The sequence below is a fragment of the Lactiplantibacillus sp. DA1 genome (genome assembly GCF_032681335.1).
In the GTDB taxonomy this organism is placed as follows: Bacteria; Bacillota; Bacilli; order Lactobacillales; family Lactobacillaceae; genus Lactiplantibacillus.
The window spans coordinates 304,426-322,098 of the sequence record NZ_JAWHTQ010000003.1 but is presented as its reverse complement, the minus strand read 5'-3'; the positions used below and the strand labels follow the sequence as shown (position 1 = coordinate 322,098).

The window sequence follows — 17,673 nt, the reverse complement described above, 5'->3', positions numbered from 1 at the left end:
TTAGTTATTTACTGATTTTTAGAGCACTCCGCTGTCTCAGGGGAGTGCTTTTTTGGGCGCTGAGTGATCGTGATGTGATTGCTGGAAGTAAAGCGGCTACCAAAACGGCGGAATGAGATTAAAGTAGAGAATTGGAGTTAAGGCTAAATATGAGTGAAAAAGTAGCAGCAGATGAAGTGACACAACGTGAAATGATTCGAATTATTAGCTTGTTCCGCAAGCAAGGTTTCAAGGGGAACTACCTGAGTTTTCAACATGTGGCTGATGAAGGTGCCGCGTACTTTGTGGTGATGGGTGATGAGAACAACGGGAATCAAGGGCTGTTTAAGGCCAACTTGTTGACGGGTGAAGTAGCGTTCCAGTACATGTTGGACGAAGACCACGTCGTAAGTAAATAATTATTAGAGAGCATTCTGACGCATATACAAATATGTCAGAATGCTTTTTTATTAAAAGGAGTAAAATTATGAAACTACTTGATTATATCGAGGAAAAATTAAGAACATATGGAATTATTCTATATAACTGTATGTTGCTTATTGGATGTGATTTGTTCTTATACGGTTTCCTGGAGATGACAGTTTGGCTATTTAGTTTAATTTTTAAAAAAATCGATGTTTATCATTTACCGATGTATGACATTAATAGCTGGGCACTTTGCAGTTTGGTATTCTTTTTGGCTATTATGGTTAATGGAACGATACTTGCGTTGTATCGGTGGTTTTTGTTGCGTGCAAGTGAGTCTTATCAACGTTTTTTTTCAATAGTTGATAAAATCTGTGATACGCTAACACGTTCACTTGGATTAACATTAATAGCGGGATTATTAGTGAATGGAATCGATTTAAAGAAATTGTAGTGGGGCAAATGTTTTCATGGAATATAATGATCCCTGTGTATATGATTTTTGGTACTTACGCGAGTTTTATTACCAGTAGAAGAATAGAACAATTTTTTAATAATTCAGAAGAATTATCTAAAAATCAGCATAAAGGAACTTATCGTATTAAGCAGCATAAAGTATAAAAAATTATCCATCGAGTAAGGTGCAGTAATTATAATCTGATTCTTAAAAATCTCCAAATTTAAAATCGACGTATAAAGGCCATGAAGACCTATTCTTAAATCACCTACGAACGTGGTTTGATAATGGCCCCGAGTTTTCAGATATGTTCCAAGTGAGTGGTATAACTGAAACGAACCTAAAAAAGTATCTGAAGATTTACTTGGTTATCGGTGATATAGTTCTAAAAATCAAGTTAACTGTAAAGATGTCGTTTTCTGACTGAAGGATCATTTTACCATTAAGTGTAGTAACTAGGGATTGTACGATACTTAATCCTAAACCGACGCTTTGAGTGGTTCGGGCAGTATCAGTTGTATAGAAGCGGTTCGTTAATTGGCTAACATCAATTTGAGGTTGCTGAGTTACGTTTTTGAGTTCTAATAAAATGTGATCATTATCTTTAGGTTTTAAGGTGATTGAAACGGAATCAGTAGCATACTTCAACCAATTACCTACTAGGTTTTGAATGATTCGGCGCATTAAAACTTCATCGGTGTTAATGGAAATATTTGGTGTAATCATTGGTGTTAACGTTAAATGCTTCTCGTTTAAATCGTCAAAAAAGTTAAAGAGTTCAATCTCTAAAAAATGCGAGAGGTTAATTGGTTTGAAGACGACGTTGGCTGATTTTTCCTGAAGTAAGTTAAAGTCCATTAAATAATGGAGATAATAATTAACCGATGACAAGTTATGTGCAATTCGCGTTAGAGTTTGTGGAGTTGCAATCGACGATTGATGTTGAATAAGTTGAACGTAACCAATCGCAACCGTAAGCGGTGTCTTAATATCGTGCGTCAGGTTCAACAACATTTGCTGGATCTGATGCTCTTTTTGATACTGGTTTTTTTGAAGCAAACGAGTTTTATTCAAGACGGCATTCAACGCAGTGGTTAGTTGTTGGATGGCTGAAAATCTTGTATTACTAGTTACGCTAGCATTAGTTTCGTGTTGATTGATATACTGTAAATCAGCACTTATTCGGCGTAAATCTATTAATAATAAGATTAGAACCGTTGAAAGAATTGCAATAATAACGATTAAGCTGGTGATAATAAAGTTAATCATGATAGACTCCTAATTAAATTAACCGAATACCAATTCCCCAAACTGAAATCATGTATTGTGGTTTGGTAGCGAGTTCGTTTATTTTAATGCGTAAATTGCTGAGATGAACGTTAAGGGTGTTTTCCGCATCAATATATGGTTCTCCCCAAACCATCTCATAAATTTGTGCTTTTTCAAAAACTTGATGTGGATGCTGAAGTAATATCTTTAAAATGTTAAATTCCTTTTTAGGCAAAATTAATGGGTGATTGTTAATGGAGATTTCATGAGTAGTTACGTTTAAATGAATTTCATTGAACGACAAAATTTTGTTGTTGAGATTATTAATCGAATTAGGTGTTCTTAATTGTACTTGTACACGAGCCAATAACTCATCAATGTCGAATGGCTTGGTTAAATAATCGTTAGCTCCAGCTTGCAGTAAGGCCACGGTTTTTGTCTTATCTTGGATAGCGGTTAACACAAGGATGGGAACGTTTGAAGTTTTACGAATCGTTTTTAAGACACTTTCTCCCGTAATGTTTGGAAGCATTAGATCTAGGATGATTAGGTCCGGTTGATGGTCAGCAAAGGATTGCAGAGCACTGATACCATCTAAAGCTGCAAATACTTGATGTTTTGGACTCAAAATGTCATGAAGTAGTGCTTGGATATCTGTATGATCTTCAATTACCAGAATTTTAGCCATTGTCTGTACTCCTTTATTGAAACCTGATAACTAAATTATAGGTGAGGTTTCGATTTACGACAATTTAGGTTTTATTAAGGTTTATTTATAGCTGTAATTTAGAAAATTTGACTAAGCTAAAGGTGGTAATTAAGAAGGAGGATCAAATCATGATGAATGATGTGATTTTAGATATTAGAGCAGTTAGTAAACGTTTTGGTAATTATCAAGCACTTGAGAACGTAAACCTAACTGTGAAACGTGGGGACGTCTATGGGTTGATTGGTGAAAACGGTGCTGGTAAGACAACGTTGATGAAATTAATTACAGGATTATCCCCCTTGACTCAAGGGCAGATCACATTGTTAGGAGAGTCTGCGCAGCATTATCATTATGCGTTACGACGCACTGGAGCAATTATCGAGACACCAGTAGCCTTTCCGAATTTAACAGTCCGCCAAAATTTAAAGGTTTGTACCATTCAACATGGTTTACAAGATGCGCAAATTATTGATGAAACGCTAGAATTTGTGCATCTTGTAAAAAAACAGCGGACTAGAGCTAAACATCTATCCTTAGGGCAAAGACAAAGGTTAGGTTTAGCGTTGGCGATATTACCGCGACCAGATTTCTTAGTCTTGGATGAACCAATTAATGGGCTTGATCCAACCGGAATCATTGAGTTTCGACAATTAATTAAACGGCTCAGTGAAGAACGCGATACCACCATTTTAATTTCAAGTCATATTTTATCTGAACTTTATCAAGTTTCTAATCGATTTGGTATTATTCATCATGGTCAGCTGATTAAGCAAGTGACAAAGGAAGAACTCGATGAGGCTAATCAAGCTGGACTCATGTTTACGGTGGATAAAGTTCAATTGGCGAGTCAAATCCTAGATCAGGCCGGCTATGGTAACTTCGACGTCTTGGATGACCAACGAATTCTAATTAAAGACAATAATGTCAGTGCCACAAGTGTTAACCGAATTTTAGTGGAAAATGGGGTTGCAGTGAAGGGATTTACCCAACAAGAAGGATCACTGGAACAGTATTACACAGACTTGCTTGCTAGGGAGGGGCAATGACATGCTAAATCAAATTAGAGCAGATGGTTATCGGGAATTGCATACACTTGGAACCTACATTGTATTGCTAGTCACTGTAATTTTCAGCGTATTGATTACATCAGGACAAAGTGTTGGTGGAATTATGATCAATGCGGACAGTATCAGCATGAATGAGCTTAGTAAAAGTGATTGGTCTGTCTTGACCGGTTTAAGAAGTGCAACGTTATCAGCGACAGTATTGTTGTACCTTTACATTGCAATCTTCATTATTGTGATTGGACATGAATTTTCACAAAAGACGTATAAAAATACATTGGTTTCAGGAATTTCGAGGTTACAATTTATTTTGTCGAAATACGTCATGATCTTGTTAGACGTGTTTGTTATGACGCTTTGCTATTATTTAGCTGCCTTAATTACGGGGAAAGTTATGAATCGTTTATGGGGTGGTGAAATTGGGGAAATTATTCGTAATCTTGGTGAAATGACGTTAGTGATTGGCTTTTTTATTAGTGTTATTTTTAGTGTTAGTGTAATCCTCTTGGTTTTATCAAATTCGATTGTAGTTTCAGCGGTATTTATTGTATTATGGCCGATACTGATTGGCTTAGTTGCAATGATGACTACCTGGAAATGGCTAAAATATTTTGATTTTATGGGTGTTGCCCAACGTATTGCGCTCGGGAGTCTCAAGATAGACCAAGTAGGACCGTACATCGTCACTAGTTTGGTTGTTTTAATAGTTGCGATAGTTGGGTCTGCACTGATCGTTAGGCGAAAGGAATTGTAAAAACGTTAATTAATAGTGAATGACAATGTATGCTACTTAGAATCATGAAAACTAAGGTTTAGTTTTTATGATTGCTTTCAAAGGAGTATTCTTACGACAGCAAGCGAAGTTGTGCAACGTGCAATGATTCGGATTGATTAGTCTGTTTCGGAAGAATGGCTTTAAGGGAAGGTACACCGGTCTCTAACATATCATAGATGAAGGTGTTAGTACTTCGTTGTGATGGAAGATGATAATATAATAGGATACAGTGTTAAAGCTGATCTTCTGACTGAGACAATTGAAATTTAGTATATGGTGAATGAAAATCATACGGTAGCTAACTAAATAGATTGATTTTTAAGGAGGTAGTCTTAAACTATCTCTTTTTTATTGAAATATTTAGCAAGTGTATACTTTATAGTAAAAAAACATTTGGTCTATACCTCTAGTTAGTTTGAAAATGCTTATTTTGTAGGAATGGTGATTGCAAAATAGTCTCTCGTTTTAGATTGTTGACAGAGTATTGAAATACCTGTTAAAGCTTGATATGGTAGCCTTAAGAAGGCGGTAAAGTATGACAACTGACAAATATATCATTACAAATCATCTACAAGAAATTTTAGATAAAAAACAGATACCATTGGAAGATTTTGTTAAGTACGCTACTGCGTTTGGATTATCACGTGCTGTAGTTTATAAGATTGCAGCGGATGCCCATTACAGCATGAAGGAGACTATTTCGCATAAGTTGGGATTACTATTGGACGTTTCGCATGATGAATTAATTACATGGAGTCCGAATATGAAGATATATTTGGATGATGATTTGCGTGGATTTAGCCCAAGCCGCTTGAAAGTATTAAGTGATGAGATGTCTAGTGCTGGAGTGGATTTGCAATATCAAGTATATTCTCGAAATGGCGCAATGAATGTTACAACAAGGTATGCACAAAATCGTCGTATGTATTTAGACGGTAATTTTAGGATAGATACAAATGGTTTGCCAGAATTGTGGTTGATAAGCTTTGATGTTATCAACAATCGAATGGATACAACACCGACAGAGCTTAGGAGTTTTCAATATCAGCTATTAAGAAGAGTTGTTAATTTTGCCGAAAAAGTTGGAATTTACAGGATTAACTACTTTGTAACTCGTACTAATAGTAGTCAACATAAAAATATGTGTGTGTCAGTGGAGGAAACTATGCAAATTTGTAAAGAACTTGGATTTAAGAAATCCACCAGATGTAGTTCAGATAGATTCCAACTACATTTTGTAAAAACACTTTTAAGTTATAAGAGACAGCGGTACTCGGTGAATTATGTAAGCATGGACAATTAGTAATGTCAACAGACCCTAATCGAACTAAGTTGGATGATAAGAGGTTTATATCGATAGTGGACTGTGAAGTGAACCCCCTGAGTTGGGGTAAATCCAGACTCAGGGGGTTCACTTCAGTGCCAGCCAGAGATCTTCATCTTTTGATTTTTTAAACTCGACCATCTGATTATACTTAATGTCAGCCATTCTTTTTCTGTAAAAATAGTTCTGATAGCATGCCGTAAAGGCAGATGCCAAGAATAAAGATGGCCCAAAATATATCAATAGTGGATTTAAATCCATGACTGTAATGCATCAGGACAGGAATAAAGAGAAGCAAAGAAATCCAGAATCTAAAGCTACGATAAAAATTTGTTTTGAATTTAAATTTCATTTTTATTGCCTCCAGAATATTTGACCACATATTAATGCTGATGGGAATATTAGTCCAATCATTAATATTTAAAGAGATAGTTAACGAACGAACCCTTACAGTGACTGTTAGTTGTTAAAGATTTCAAACATCAAAATAAATTTTTTTATTGAAGTTAAGTCGCCATTTTTTAATGTTCTTCTATGCTTACTATTTATCAGCATTTCTGGATGATTTGTATCATAATTTCTGTTATATAAAGCGATCCCCTTGAGTTGGAGCAAATCCAGACTCAGGGGTTTTACTATGTTTTCAGCTAAAATAAAGCAACGAGTTTTAAGTAAATATCTCCAGGGAAGTTCGTCCCTGTTACTTATGAAAAAGTGTGGTATCAAAGGAAGTGCGACGATTTATCAGTGGCTCACTCGATTTGAAATTTTTGGCGTCCAAGGATTAGAGCATTGTCGTAGGAAGACATTTTATGACTATTCCTTTAAAATCAAGGTTATCAAATGGCGACAAGAACATCATGTCTCATATCCAGTAATGGATTTCAGATTGAAACAACCGATGATAGTTTGGGACTGGGAACGAAGACTGATTGAGGGCCGTCTTAAGCCAGCCAAAGGACGCTCTTTAAAAATGACAGATAAATCTAAACAATCTAAGACATTGAAACAACTTCAGGAAGAAAACGAGCTTTTACGAATCCGGGTAGCATACTTGGAAAAACTCGAAGCCTTGGCACAGAAAAAATCTCAAACCAAGAAAAAGCCAGCTAATCACTGAGCTAAGGCGTGAATTCAATGTTAAATTAGTTGTGGTTTTAAAAGCGTTCGTTTGGCAAATCCCGATTACGGTTACCGAATCGTGACTTTAGCGCTTAAAAATAAGGGAATCAACGTTAATCACAAGGCAGTACTTCGTATTATGCGTGAAAATAATCTCCTTTGTCAGGCATTCAATCGTCGAACGAAGAAATATAACTCTTATAAAGGAACTGTTGGTACAGTTGCCCATAACTGTTTAAACCGTCGTTTTAAAACGGATCACCCATTTCAAAAAATCGTTACTGATGTAACGGAGGCCCGTTGGGGGAATCAAACAATCAATGAACGTGCATACTTTACAGCTTATATTGACTTTTATAACGGAGAAATTCTTGAATGGGCCATTGGTCGTAGAACAACGGTAGCCTTCGTCACACGCCCCTTGAACGATTAGTGGGACGCTCGGGCTTACCATACCGTATGACAATTCATTCGGGTCAAGGGTTTCAGTATCAGAACTGTCGGTACGTGAATGTTTTGCGGCAAGCTCGCGTTTTCCAAAGCATGAGCCGCAAGGCCACATGCCTAGATAATGCGGTAGCTGAAAGTATCTTTCACATTCTTAAAGTTGGCACGGTTCACAATTATCAATACAAGAACTATGAAGAGCTAGAGTCCGCCATTACAAACTACGTAGATTATTACAATCAGCGTCGTATTAAAACAAAATTGGCTGGTATGTCCCCAGTAAAATACCGGGAATATACTAGCCAATTAGCAGCTTAGAAATTCACTCCAATTTATGGGGTTCACGTTATATTGATTTTGAAACACACTGCTTGTTAATGGTAGAACGTCTTGGGTGAGATAAGCCAGTCAAAAAACCAGCAAATACCAATGTCCCTGATTATTCAGAACATTAGTATTTGCTGGTTTTTAAATTAGATGAATAATCGAACTAGTTAATCAACATATTGCGCGTAGTCGATCCCTAAACGCTTGGCAATTCCGGTAACTTCTGCGAGCGTCTTGTCATCAATCTCGATGCCGTTAGCCGACCGGTCTTGGTATGCGGCGGCTTCCTTATCGCCGGCAACGATGACGGGTTTGCCGGGAACGGATGGTAGGTCGCGAATGGCTTGTAAGTAAGCTGAAAACTTAGCAATAATGGCATCCTTATCGCCAAAGATTGAAGGGTCAATGGCGACAAAGCTCTGACAAGGACCCACGGAAAGGTCGTCCGGAGTAATTTCGTTGGAGGTATTGCCCATTGAAAGAATTGCTGTGAAAACCTCGACGATGACGCCGAGACCGAACCCTTTGTGGCTACCGGTGTCTTCGGTAACGCCACCTAATGGAGCTAAACCAACATTGGAATCTAAATCACGCAGGGCATCTAAGTCTTGCGTATCGCTATGGCTATTAACGGGCGTTTCGCCATCCTTAGCGACCCATAATGCGGGCATATCTTTACCTAATTTACGATAAACCTCAATTTTACCTTGTGGCACCGTCGTTGTGGCCGCGTCGAAGATAAATGTGTTTGGGTTGGCTGGCATGGCAAAGGCAATTGGGTTGGTGCCGACCAATGCTTTGGTAGCATGAGTGGGTAACATCGCTGAACGTGAATTGCACGACGACAGGCCAATCAAACCTTCTTCGGCAGCCATGTTGGCATAGTAACCCGCAATACCATAGTGACCGGAGTTACGAGTCGTAACGATACCGATACCGTGTTGTTTTGCTTTTTCGATGGCTAGGCGCATGCTATAGATACCGTTCAATTGGCCCAAGCCAAAGTGCGCGTCAACGACCGCACTAACATCGGTTTCTTTAACGACTTCTGGCTGATTATGTACGCGAATCTTGCCGTTACGAATAAAGTCATCATACATGATCATTCGCTGGACGCCATGGGATTCAATACCAATCAAGTCGGTGTAGATCAACATGTGGGCGACTTCTTGGCTTTCTGCTTCGGTAAAGCCGTAACCTTTGTAAATATTGTAAATCAGTTGTTCAATTTTTTTATCATCATATCGTTTTACCATTATATTCACCACGTTATTTGAAATAGATCTAAGTGACAATTCAATTATTATAGTATGGTAATAATCAAAAAAACAAAATGTCAATTAAATTTTAATTATTAATTAATCACATACTAATTAAATACGTTATCACTCAAGAAGTCAAGCTAGGTATTCAAAAAGAATTGTCCTAGCGCCAGACCAGTTTGAAGTCAATGCGATGCGACATTTTACGGATAGTAGTTTCGATATTAATCACGACTAAGTCTTGTTATAACAACTATAACGAAATTTAACTGAAAGGTAATTAATCAGCTTGTTGATAAACACTAGCATCCCGGTTCCAAACGGATGAATTTTTAATTGGCACTTTTTGTTGATAAGTAAAACTTATCAATGAGTGCTTAATTAGAAATTGGTCTAACAGTCGGTTGCTTGTAAAATATCACTTGTAATCTAAATCAGAACAAATGAAGAGGTAAATAAATGAATAACGAAGTAATCGTACTTTTTGGTGCTGGTTCAATCGGTGAGGCCATTGTTAGACGAATCGCTGCCGGTAGAAATTTGTTATTGGCAGACTATAATGAAGCTAAATTAGTTGAAATGAAACAACGTTTGATGGAAGCTGGGTTTACCGTTGCAACGATTAAAGCGGACCTTTCATCGCGAGCTTCCATTAAGGCGGTCGTTGCTAAAGCGCAGTCCTTAGGTAGTATTATGGGATTGGTTAACGCAGCTGGGGTTTCACCGTCACAGGCTAGTCCAGAACAGGTCCTCAAAGTGGATCTTTATGGCACGTCCGTTTTACTAGAAGAATTTGGGCAAGTGATGGCTCCCGGTGGTGCGGGTATTGTAATCTCATCACAATCGGGACACCGGTTACCGGCCTTATCACAAGCAGATAATCAAGCCTTAGCCATGACACCGACGGAAGAACTATTAGCTTTGCCAATCTTACAACCAGACGTGATCAAGGATTCGTTAGCTGCTTATCAATATGCTAAACGGACCAACGTTTTGCGAGTCGCTGCCGAATCAGTTAAATGGCAAGCCCGTGGTGCACGGATCAATACGATCAGCCCCGGCATCATCATGACACCATTAGCGGTTGACGAATTGAACGGTCCCCGTGGTGCGGGGTACAAACAGATGTTTGAGTCAATGGTCACGAAACGTCCAGGGACGCCCGATGAAATTGCCAATTTGGCGGAACTCTTAATGGATCGCCGCGGTTCCTTCATTACTGGGAGTGATTTCCTAGCTGATGGTGGAATTACCGCACAGTATTGGTACGGCAACGTTGCAGAAGTTCGTAACAGTGGCGCCCAAAAATAATTTTTAAGGAGATTTTATTATGAAAGCAGCAACGTTTATTGAACCAGGAAAAGTCGAAGTTAAAGAATACGAAAAACCAACCATTCAAAAACCAACCGATGCGATTATTAGAGTGCTTCGGGCCTGTGTATGTGGGTCAGACTTGTGGTGGTTCCGTGGGATTTCCCAACGGCAAGCGGGTTCAACAGTTGGTCATGAGGCCATCGGGATCGTCGAATCTGTTGGCTCAGCCGTTAAAGATGTGCAGGCGGGTGATTTTGTGATTGCACCGTTTACCCACGGTTGTGGACACTGTGCTGCTTGTTTAGCGGGCTTTGATGGGGATTGTTTGAATCAAGAAGCCGGTGGTAATGGTGGTTATCAAGGTGAATACTTGCGCTTTACCAATGCTAATTGGGCGCTGGTTAAGATTCCTGGACAACCAGAAGATTATTCCGATGAAATGTTGAATAACTTCCTAGCCTTAGCCGATGTGATGGCAACGGGATTTCATGCTGCAACTAGTGCGGAAGTCAAACAGGGTGATACTGTCGTTGTAATGGGCGATGGGGCCGTTGGTTTGAGCGGGGTTCTCTCTGCAAAACTACTCGGTGCTAATCGTATCATTGCAATGAGTCGTCATGAAGATCGGCAAAAACTCGCGACAGAATTTGGTGCCACAGATATTATCGCTGAACGGGGCGATGAAGCGGTTGCCAAAGTGATGGCCCTAACCAAAACGGGTGCCGATGCCGTCCTTGAATGTGTTGGGACTGAACAGTCAGTTGATACGGCAATCAAGGTTGGCCGTCCCGGTGCGGTTGTTGGCCGCGTCGGCGTGCCACAAAAGGCTGAAATGAATACTAATAATCTTTTTTGGAAGAATATTGGATTACGGGGCGGGATCGCTTCGGTAACGACTGATGACAAGCAGGTGTTGCTAGATGCCGTTTTGACTGGCAAAATCCAGCCAGGGAAAGTCTTTACGAAACAGTTTGCGCTTGAAGATATTCAAGCAGCTTATGAAGCCATGGATCAACGGACTGCAATTAAGTCGTTGGTGGTTGTCAGTGATAAATAGGAGAAAATCATGAAAAAAGTTTTAATTATTGGGGCCACGGGAACTATTGGCGGTGCTGTTCGCCAAACTCTTTTGAACGAAACCGATGATCAGTTAACGCTGTTTGCTAGAAGTGCTAGTCGATTAAAGACCAGTGAGCGCGAAACGGTTATCGCCGGCGATGTGACTAAGAATAGTGATTTAGATAAGGCGATTGCCGGCCAAGACGTTGTTTTTGTTGCCTTAAGTGGCGCTTTGGGGCGGTTTGCTCAAAAAATTGTTGCCGCGATGGCTCGAAACCACGTTACGCGGCTATTGTTTATCACTTCCATGGGTATCTACGATGAAATTCCTGCTTCGATTGGTGCCAGTGGCAATTTAAGTCATAATTCAATGTTACGGTCTTACCGTGAAGCTGCCGATATTATTGAAGGTTCTAATTTGAACTACACCGTGATTCGCCCAGGCTGGTTCACTGGGGGATCCGTTGATTATGAGATTACGAAGAAGGGCGAGCCCTTTGGTGGTCACGATGTTTCAATCAGTTCAATTGCCGACTTTGTGAAGGATGCTATTGCGGATGACAATTATTATTCACACGATAGCGTTGGTCTAAACTCAAAATCCGGGAACTCAAAATAGTCGCACTAAGGTCATTGGCACATGCTAGTGACCTTTTTCTGTGGCATAATAAGTTAAAAGCAATGTAGAAGTGGAGGTGAAGGCAATGTTTCAACAAATGCAGTATTTTATCGCAATCGTCAAAAACCATAGTTTTACCCAGGCTGCGGTGGATTGTCACATTTCACAATCCGCGATTTCGCAACAAATGAAGGAGTTAGAAAGCCGTCTGGGGTTAAAACTAATCAAGCGTCAGGGGCGAAGCTTTGAAGTGACGGAAGCGGGTCAGTACTTTTATACCCACAGTCAGGATATTTTAGCTGATGTTGAGCAACTCGTTGAAAATACAATTAAGATTGAAAAAAATGATGAAGCTGAACTACGGGTAGGCTATCTAAGAAGTTTTGGAACCACTGAATTCTTGCAAACGGTGTCTGAGTTTACGCGGGAGTTTCCCAAAGTTAAAATCAAAATTAGCAGCGGGACCCATGAAGACCTCTATGAGTTATTAAGGACGGGCCAAATTGATTTAAACTTATCTGATCAACGACGAGCATTGTCGAATGAGTACCAAAATGAATTTTTAACGGCGAGTGAATTTATGGTTGCTGTCAATCATGCGCTACCAGTGGATACTGAAAAAATCGATATTGCGGCGTTAGTTGACCTGCCCTGTATATTGATTATTGATGGTAGCCAACAAGCCGCGGAAGAATCTTATTATCGGGATGTTTTGGGCGTTAAAAGTGAGTTTGTCCGTGCCCAAAATTATGACGAGGCTCAGATGTTGGTTGCCTCTAATCAAGGGTATTTGATCATCAATCAGCGGATGCGAACCCAGTTAGATCAAGATGTCGTCAAAATGATTCCGTTATTCAAGGGGCATCGTAATTTGATTCAAAACTACTATGCTTACTGGCAAGCTGATAATTCAGGCTATTATATTGAGACGTTTGCTGAGTTGTTGAAACAGAATTTTGCATAAGTTGAGCTTATCGAAGGTCGGCAAAAGTGAAATAGCTTTAATCTGGAACTTTCGTTATCATTTTCTTTGTAATCAAAACAAGGAGACGTGGAAGTTATGACAGATGGAGAAGCAATCGTACAATTATATCGTGATGAAAATGAAGCAATGGTCAATAAGGATCTCAATAAACTAAATGAAATTTTGACCGATGATATGCATCTGACCCATATGACTGGCTACGTGCAGCCTAAATTTGAATGGATCGATCAAATTCAGAATGAAGAGATGCAGTACCTTGCTTCCAAAGAAGAAGCTATCAAAGCCATTCAAATCAACGGTGACAAAGCAAGCCTAATCGGTCAAAACCGGGTCCAAGCCAAGATTTGGGGTGGCGGTATTAATACTTGGCCGTTGCAAATGCAGATGTATTATAAAAAGCAAGTCGGTAAGTGGATGATTACTGACCAAGTTGCTAGTACTTACTAATGTTAATTTTTAACGCAAAAGCGATAACGCTTATTGTGCTGAATATTTCAGATCATTTATTTTAGAATGAGCCCGGACTCCATAATTATAAAGTTAATTACTCTGGGATAGTCGTATGGAATGACAAATACTAATGGGGACAAAAGCTATGCGCTTTCTTGGAATTGCTTGTTTTTAAGCCAAGGCGTATTTTGAATCATATTCATTTTTTGAATTTTGATGGCTAATCTGAGATTTTATATTGCCAACCTGGGTTTAAAATGCGGACAGGGTGCCAACTATTTGAAATATGCTTTTGTGCTGTACTTAAGGTCGATTTGATTAACTTCTTGTTAGTTGAATAATTTGTAACTGTTGCAGATAATCTTTGAATGCATGCTATCTGACTTCTTTAACAGTGACGATTCCGCTATATGGCCAGCGTTCTACTTGATGTAGGTCGGTGGCGTATTTAAAGTGACCAATAATTTGAGAATGGGCGATTTTATTTTTTGATGACCAGTTAAAGATAAGTTCGGGTGTAGCAGAATTATAGGCAATCGTCCCATGATTGATTTCATTATTGATGATTGCATGCTTAGCAACACGCGCACTCATGTTTTTATAGTGAATGGTCCTCGGTAACTGAGCGGCTAACTTTTGGACCTTAGTCCCGTGTTCTAGCGTTACTTGAACTTTAAAATGGTTGTTCCTTAGGATTAGACTTGTCGGCTGATTAATTGGTATGGCACGGACGGCTGGGTTAGTAGCAGGATTGGCCTGGTTGAAATTCGTGTTGTTCAGGTTGAACCCAAGACTTAAAATTGCTAAGACTAGCAAAAAAATGGGCATTGGTAACCATGGCCAAAAGTTAGCTAAAAATTTTTTCACAACGTTTCTCCTTATGTTGATCGGTAAAAACAACTAATTAATTTTAAATTTTGAGTATAAAAATATCTATCCCTAAGATTCCATGAAATGGTCAATTAGTGATAGATATTTGTCAATCTCAGAATTAATTCGATAGTGAAAGCTTAAAATTTAGTACTAAGGTATGCTCTTAAGGTAAATCATTCCCAGCAGCGAAATATATGTCGTACCATTCCTGACGAGTCAAGATGACATCAGTTCCGGCTATACTTTCGGCCAAATGTTCAGGATTCATTGATCCCAAAATGATTTGCATTTTTGCCGGGTGACGTAAAATCCATGCAGTTGCGATTGCATTTTTTGTAACGCCATACTTATTCGCTAAAGTTTGTAATTTGTCATTAAGCTCAGGAAATTTTGGACTATCAATAAAGGTTCCTTCAAACAAACCATATTGGTATGGTGACCAGGCTTGAATGGTCATGTTATGAAGCCGTGAGTATTCAATAATTTCGCCATCATGATTGATGCTGGCATCGTCTTGCATATTGGTATGCAGGCCAAATTGAATTGGGCCAGTGTGCATGATACCAAATTGTAATTGGTTGATCATTAAACGCTGACTGAGGGCCGATTGTAGCATTTTGACTTGCATTGGGTTGAAGTTGGAAACCCCGAAGTGCCGTACCTTACCAGTGGCCTGTAATTCATCGAAGGCTGCCGAAACTTCAGCGGGATCCATCAATGGATCAGGCCGGTGCAACAGGAATGAATCCAAATAGTCAATTTGCATTCTTTGCAAGATTTGATCGACAGTTTCAATCAAATGTTCTTTGGAAAAATCATATCGTTGACCAAATACTAATTCACCAGAACTCTTTTCGGGATCAAGGACAATACCACCTTTAGATTGAATGAAGAAGTCTTCGCGTTTAAGACTGGATTGCTTAAATGCTTTTCCAAAAATTCGTTCAGAGTCACCATTACCGTAAATATCGGCAGAGTCGATGAAATTAATTCCCTTATTATGAACAACCTCTAAAACTTTAGTTGCGTCTTTGGAATCTAGACGCACCATGCGCATAATACCTAATGCAACGGTGGATGTTTCTAATTGGCTATTACCCAACTTAATTGTTTTCATCTCTACATTGCTCCTTTAATTAGTTTGCTGTTATTTTTGATGTGAATTAGTGTTGTTAAAAGACGTAATTTTTGCTTCGGTGGCTTGGACGTTCGTATAAGCACCCTTTAAAAATTCAGGATTGGCTTCTGAGAATCCTTCTGAAAATGGTGTGTTTAAAAACACATCGGCCATTTGTTTAGCCATGTAAGGCGTCATAACGATGCCACCCATAGCCAAAACGTTAGCATTATTAATAACGCGGGCAAGCCGGGCAGTTTCAATACTTTCACATAAGGCACTGTAAACACCTTGATATTTGTTGGCAACAATGTTCACACCCATGCCAGTACCGCAGAAGATAAAACCGCGGGTAAATTCACCAGTTGCGATGCGCTTACCTAGTGCTTCACCAACGGAAAAATAATCCACGTCATTGGTTGGTGTGATATCTTCAACTTCAATACCTTGCGCAATTAAATGTGCTTTAATAATTTCCTTTAAATCGTAGCCTAACGGATCGGCACCCATAATAATTTTCATAATATAAAATCGCTCCCTAATTAAGTTGTTTTTGACTTACTTGTTTTCGACGTTTACTAATATAAATGTTAGAGCTAAGTATAAGTCAAGCTTTTTTTAAAACTGTTATTTATTTGATCGCACTGGTAATTATTACTAAAATATACGGTAATAATTTTAGGAGCTCGTATGTAATAGCGTTATCTAAAGCTTTAGATAATACACTAAAAATATTTTTTGTCTTAAAGGTATTAAAGCTTGAGCTTACTTAGGAATTCCATTAAAGTTAGAGCAAACGTTGATAAGAAAGTGAGATAAATTATGTTATATTCGATTGGTCAGGTGGCTGAAAAACTAAATATTAGTACTTATACATTGCGTTATTATGACAAAGAAGGTTTATTGCCGTTCGTTGATCGTAATGAGAGTGGGCGTCGCGTTTTTAAAGATGCAGACTTTAATTATTTAGAAACCATAAGTTGTTTAAAAGAGGCGGGACTACCAGTTAAAAAAATTGCTAACTTCATTGAGTTGTGTCTAGCTGGTGACCGTACATTGGATGAGCGCTACGAATTCCTAGTTGAACAAGAAACTGATTTAGAAGAAAAAATGGCGACATTGCAGCATACGTTGGAGTATCTCCGCTGGAAAAAATGGTACTATAAACGAGCCTTAGCAGCGGGGACTGAGGATGTTAATTATATTCCGGGAACCACTGAAACAGATCCTACATTGCGGGCGAAATTTGAGGCCATGGTAAAAGAAGGGGCAAATTCAAAAGAATTAGGATCACTTGAAAAATAGTATGAGAAGATGCTGCATTAGTAAATAGTAAGTGCTATGATACGTGTTATTTAGAAGTTACGTGTGACCGTGCATAAGGTTTGTGACGTGGGTCAAACTAAAAAGCCAAGGATAATTCGCGATGCTGTATAAGTTACAAGTAGCTTGGGCTAAGGACCAGTTACAAGTGCTTGAACTTGTGGATAAATTAAGGACCTGGTTGTTAATTAGAGGCGACTAATGAGTACAAACGTTAATAACACGACTTGTTTGTGGATAAGTTATTAATTATCTGGGAATCAATAGTGGAAATTGTGACTAATTCAAGTATCCACAGTGCATAACTGTTTCGGCATAGAAGTTATTAACAGGTACAGGTGTGTTGGTCATGATGAGCAATTGATTGCGAATTGAGCGGAAGAATGAGTGAAGTAATACAACGTGGAATGATTCAGATTATTAGTCAGTTCCGGAAGCAGAGATTCAAGGAGCATTATCTTAGTCGGTGCTGATAAAAGCGCAGTGTACTTCGTTGTCGGCGAAAATAATGGCACTCAAGGGTTGTTTAAAATTAGCTTGTTGGCTGTTGAGGTTGTTTTCCAGTATATGCTAGATGAGGATCACGTGGTTAGTAAGTAGCTTGAGGTAGTCATGATTCAATTGGAATCGGTGATTTTTTGGTTGCCAGTAGCTATTCCCGTGATGACATGGTTGTTATTAACGCTAATTGCATGGCAAGCAGTTTTTACCGGAGTGAGGAATAGGTCGGTAGTTTAATATTATGAATGATAAAATGGTATTTTAGTTTGGT

General features: G+C 38.9%; 20 protein-coding genes. 14 read left to right on the top strand and 6 right to left on the bottom strand.

Annotated elements, in window-relative coordinates:
- The first annotated feature begins 149 nt into the window (after positions 1–149).
- Both RXV91_RS06580 and RXV91_RS06575 read left to right on the top strand, forming a co-directional pair.
- Positions 150–398, top strand: a complete 249-nt coding sequence (locus tag RXV91_RS06580) for a hypothetical protein (RefSeq protein ID WP_251899046.1) — start codon at positions 150–152, stop codon at positions 396–398.
- A 68-nt stretch (positions 399–466) separates the two neighbouring features.
- Positions 467–859 (top strand): hypothetical protein, encoded by a 393-nt coding sequence (locus RXV91_RS06575; RefSeq protein ID WP_316439214.1) that lies wholly within the window; start codon positions 467–469, stop codon positions 857–859.
- A 363-nt stretch (positions 860–1,222) separates the two neighbouring features.
- Here RXV91_RS06575 and RXV91_RS06570 read toward each other — a convergent pair whose 3' ends face one another.
- Both RXV91_RS06570 and RXV91_RS06565 read right to left on the bottom strand, forming a co-directional pair.
- Positions 1,223–2,131, bottom strand: a complete 909-nt coding sequence (locus tag RXV91_RS06570) for a HAMP domain-containing sensor histidine kinase (RefSeq protein ID WP_316439213.1) — start codon at positions 2,129–2,131, stop codon at positions 1,223–1,225.
- A 13-nt stretch (positions 2,132–2,144) separates the two neighbouring features.
- The gene (locus RXV91_RS06565; RefSeq protein WP_316439212.1) at positions 2,145–2,819 is read right to left on the bottom strand and encodes a response regulator transcription factor; all 675 of its coding nucleotides are present in this window, start codon (positions 2,817–2,819) and stop codon (positions 2,145–2,147) included.
- Between the two features lie 152 nt (positions 2,820–2,971).
- Here RXV91_RS06565 and RXV91_RS06560 point away from each other — a divergent pair, with 152 nt between their 5' ends.
- The 6 genes from RXV91_RS06560 (at position 2,972) to RXV91_RS06535 (ending at position 7,890) form a co-directional block, all read left to right on the top strand.
- A complete protein-coding gene (locus RXV91_RS06560) occupies positions 2,972–3,886 on the top strand; it encodes an ABC transporter ATP-binding protein (RefSeq protein ID WP_316439313.1) in 915 nt (304 codons plus the stop codon).
- A gap of 1 nt (position 3,887) precedes the next feature.
- Positions 3,888–4,658: an ABC transporter permease gene (locus RXV91_RS06555; RefSeq protein WP_316439211.1), complete on the top strand. Its 771-nt coding sequence runs from the start codon at positions 3,888–3,890 to the stop codon at positions 4,656–4,658.
- Between the two features lie 556 nt (positions 4,659–5,214).
- Entirely contained in the window at positions 5,215–5,982 is a 768-nt protein-coding gene (locus RXV91_RS06550; protein WP_316439210.1) for a hypothetical protein, read from the top strand.
- Between the two features lie 658 nt (positions 5,983–6,640).
- Positions 6,641–7,123 carry a helix-turn-helix domain-containing protein gene (locus RXV91_RS06545; RefSeq protein WP_316439209.1) on the top strand — a complete coding sequence of 161 codons (483 nt, stop codon included), beginning with the start codon at positions 6,641–6,643 and terminating at the stop codon, positions 7,121–7,123.
- A gap of 51 nt (positions 7,124–7,174) precedes the next feature.
- Positions 7,175–7,558, top strand: coding sequence for an IS3 family transposase (locus RXV91_RS06540; protein WP_316439208.1), 384 nt, complete (start codon positions 7,175–7,177; stop codon positions 7,556–7,558).
- 26 nt (positions 7,559–7,584) lie between these two features.
- Positions 7,585–7,890, top strand: a complete 306-nt coding sequence (locus tag RXV91_RS06535; RefSeq protein WP_316439207.1) for an IS3 family transposase — start codon at positions 7,585–7,587, stop codon at positions 7,888–7,890.
- A 176-nt stretch (positions 7,891–8,066) separates the two neighbouring features.
- Here RXV91_RS06535 and RXV91_RS06530 read toward each other — a convergent pair whose 3' ends face one another.
- Positions 8,067–9,155 (bottom strand): Ldh family oxidoreductase, encoded by a 1,089-nt coding sequence (locus RXV91_RS06530; protein ID WP_316439206.1) that lies wholly within the window; start codon positions 9,153–9,155, stop codon positions 8,067–8,069.
- 465 nt (positions 9,156–9,620) lie between these two features.
- Here RXV91_RS06530 and RXV91_RS06525 point away from each other — a divergent pair, with 465 nt between their 5' ends.
- From RXV91_RS06525 to RXV91_RS06505, 5 genes are all read left to right on the top strand, one after another.
- Positions 9,621–10,472: an SDR family oxidoreductase gene (locus RXV91_RS06525; RefSeq protein WP_316439205.1), complete on the top strand. Its 852-nt coding sequence runs from the start codon at positions 9,621–9,623 to the stop codon at positions 10,470–10,472.
- Between the two features lie 19 nt (positions 10,473–10,491).
- A complete protein-coding gene (locus tag RXV91_RS06520; RefSeq protein ID WP_316439204.1) occupies positions 10,492–11,532 on the top strand; it encodes a zinc-dependent alcohol dehydrogenase family protein in 1,041 nt (346 codons plus the stop codon).
- 9 nt (positions 11,533–11,541) lie between these two features.
- Entirely contained in the window at positions 11,542–12,153 is a 612-nt protein-coding gene (locus RXV91_RS06515) for an NAD(P)H-binding protein (RefSeq protein WP_316439203.1), read from the top strand.
- Between the two features lie 85 nt (positions 12,154–12,238).
- Entirely contained in the window at positions 12,239–13,117 is an 879-nt protein-coding gene (locus tag RXV91_RS06510) for a LysR family transcriptional regulator (RefSeq protein ID WP_021730759.1), read from the top strand.
- 96 nt (positions 13,118–13,213) lie between these two features.
- A complete protein-coding gene (locus tag RXV91_RS06505; protein ID WP_316439202.1) occupies positions 13,214–13,585 on the top strand; it encodes a nuclear transport factor 2 family protein in 372 nt (123 codons plus the stop codon).
- A gap of 378 nt (positions 13,586–13,963) precedes the next feature.
- Here RXV91_RS06505 and RXV91_RS06500 read toward each other — a convergent pair whose 3' ends face one another.
- The 3 genes from RXV91_RS06500 to RXV91_RS06490 all read right to left on the bottom strand — a co-directional run bounded on the left by RXV91_RS06500 (position 13,964) and on the right by RXV91_RS06490 (position 16,100).
- Positions 13,964–14,455, bottom strand: coding sequence for a hypothetical protein (locus RXV91_RS06500; protein ID WP_316439201.1), 492 nt, complete (start codon positions 14,453–14,455; stop codon positions 13,964–13,966).
- Positions 14,456–14,624: 169 nt separating this feature from the next.
- Entirely contained in the window at positions 14,625–15,578 is a 954-nt protein-coding gene (locus RXV91_RS06495) for an aldo/keto reductase (RefSeq protein WP_316439200.1), read from the bottom strand.
- A 30-nt stretch (positions 15,579–15,608) separates the two neighbouring features.
- Complete coding sequence (locus tag RXV91_RS06490) at positions 15,609–16,100, bottom strand: RpiB/LacA/LacB family sugar-phosphate isomerase (RefSeq protein WP_316439199.1); 492 nt, start codon at positions 16,098–16,100, stop codon at positions 15,609–15,611.
- Positions 16,101–16,400: 300 nt separating this feature from the next.
- Here RXV91_RS06490 and RXV91_RS06485 point away from each other — a divergent pair, with 300 nt between their 5' ends.
- Positions 16,401–16,883, top strand: coding sequence for a MerR family transcriptional regulator (locus RXV91_RS06485; protein ID WP_316439198.1), 483 nt, complete (start codon positions 16,401–16,403; stop codon positions 16,881–16,883).
- Positions 16,884–17,673 lie beyond the last annotated feature (790 nt).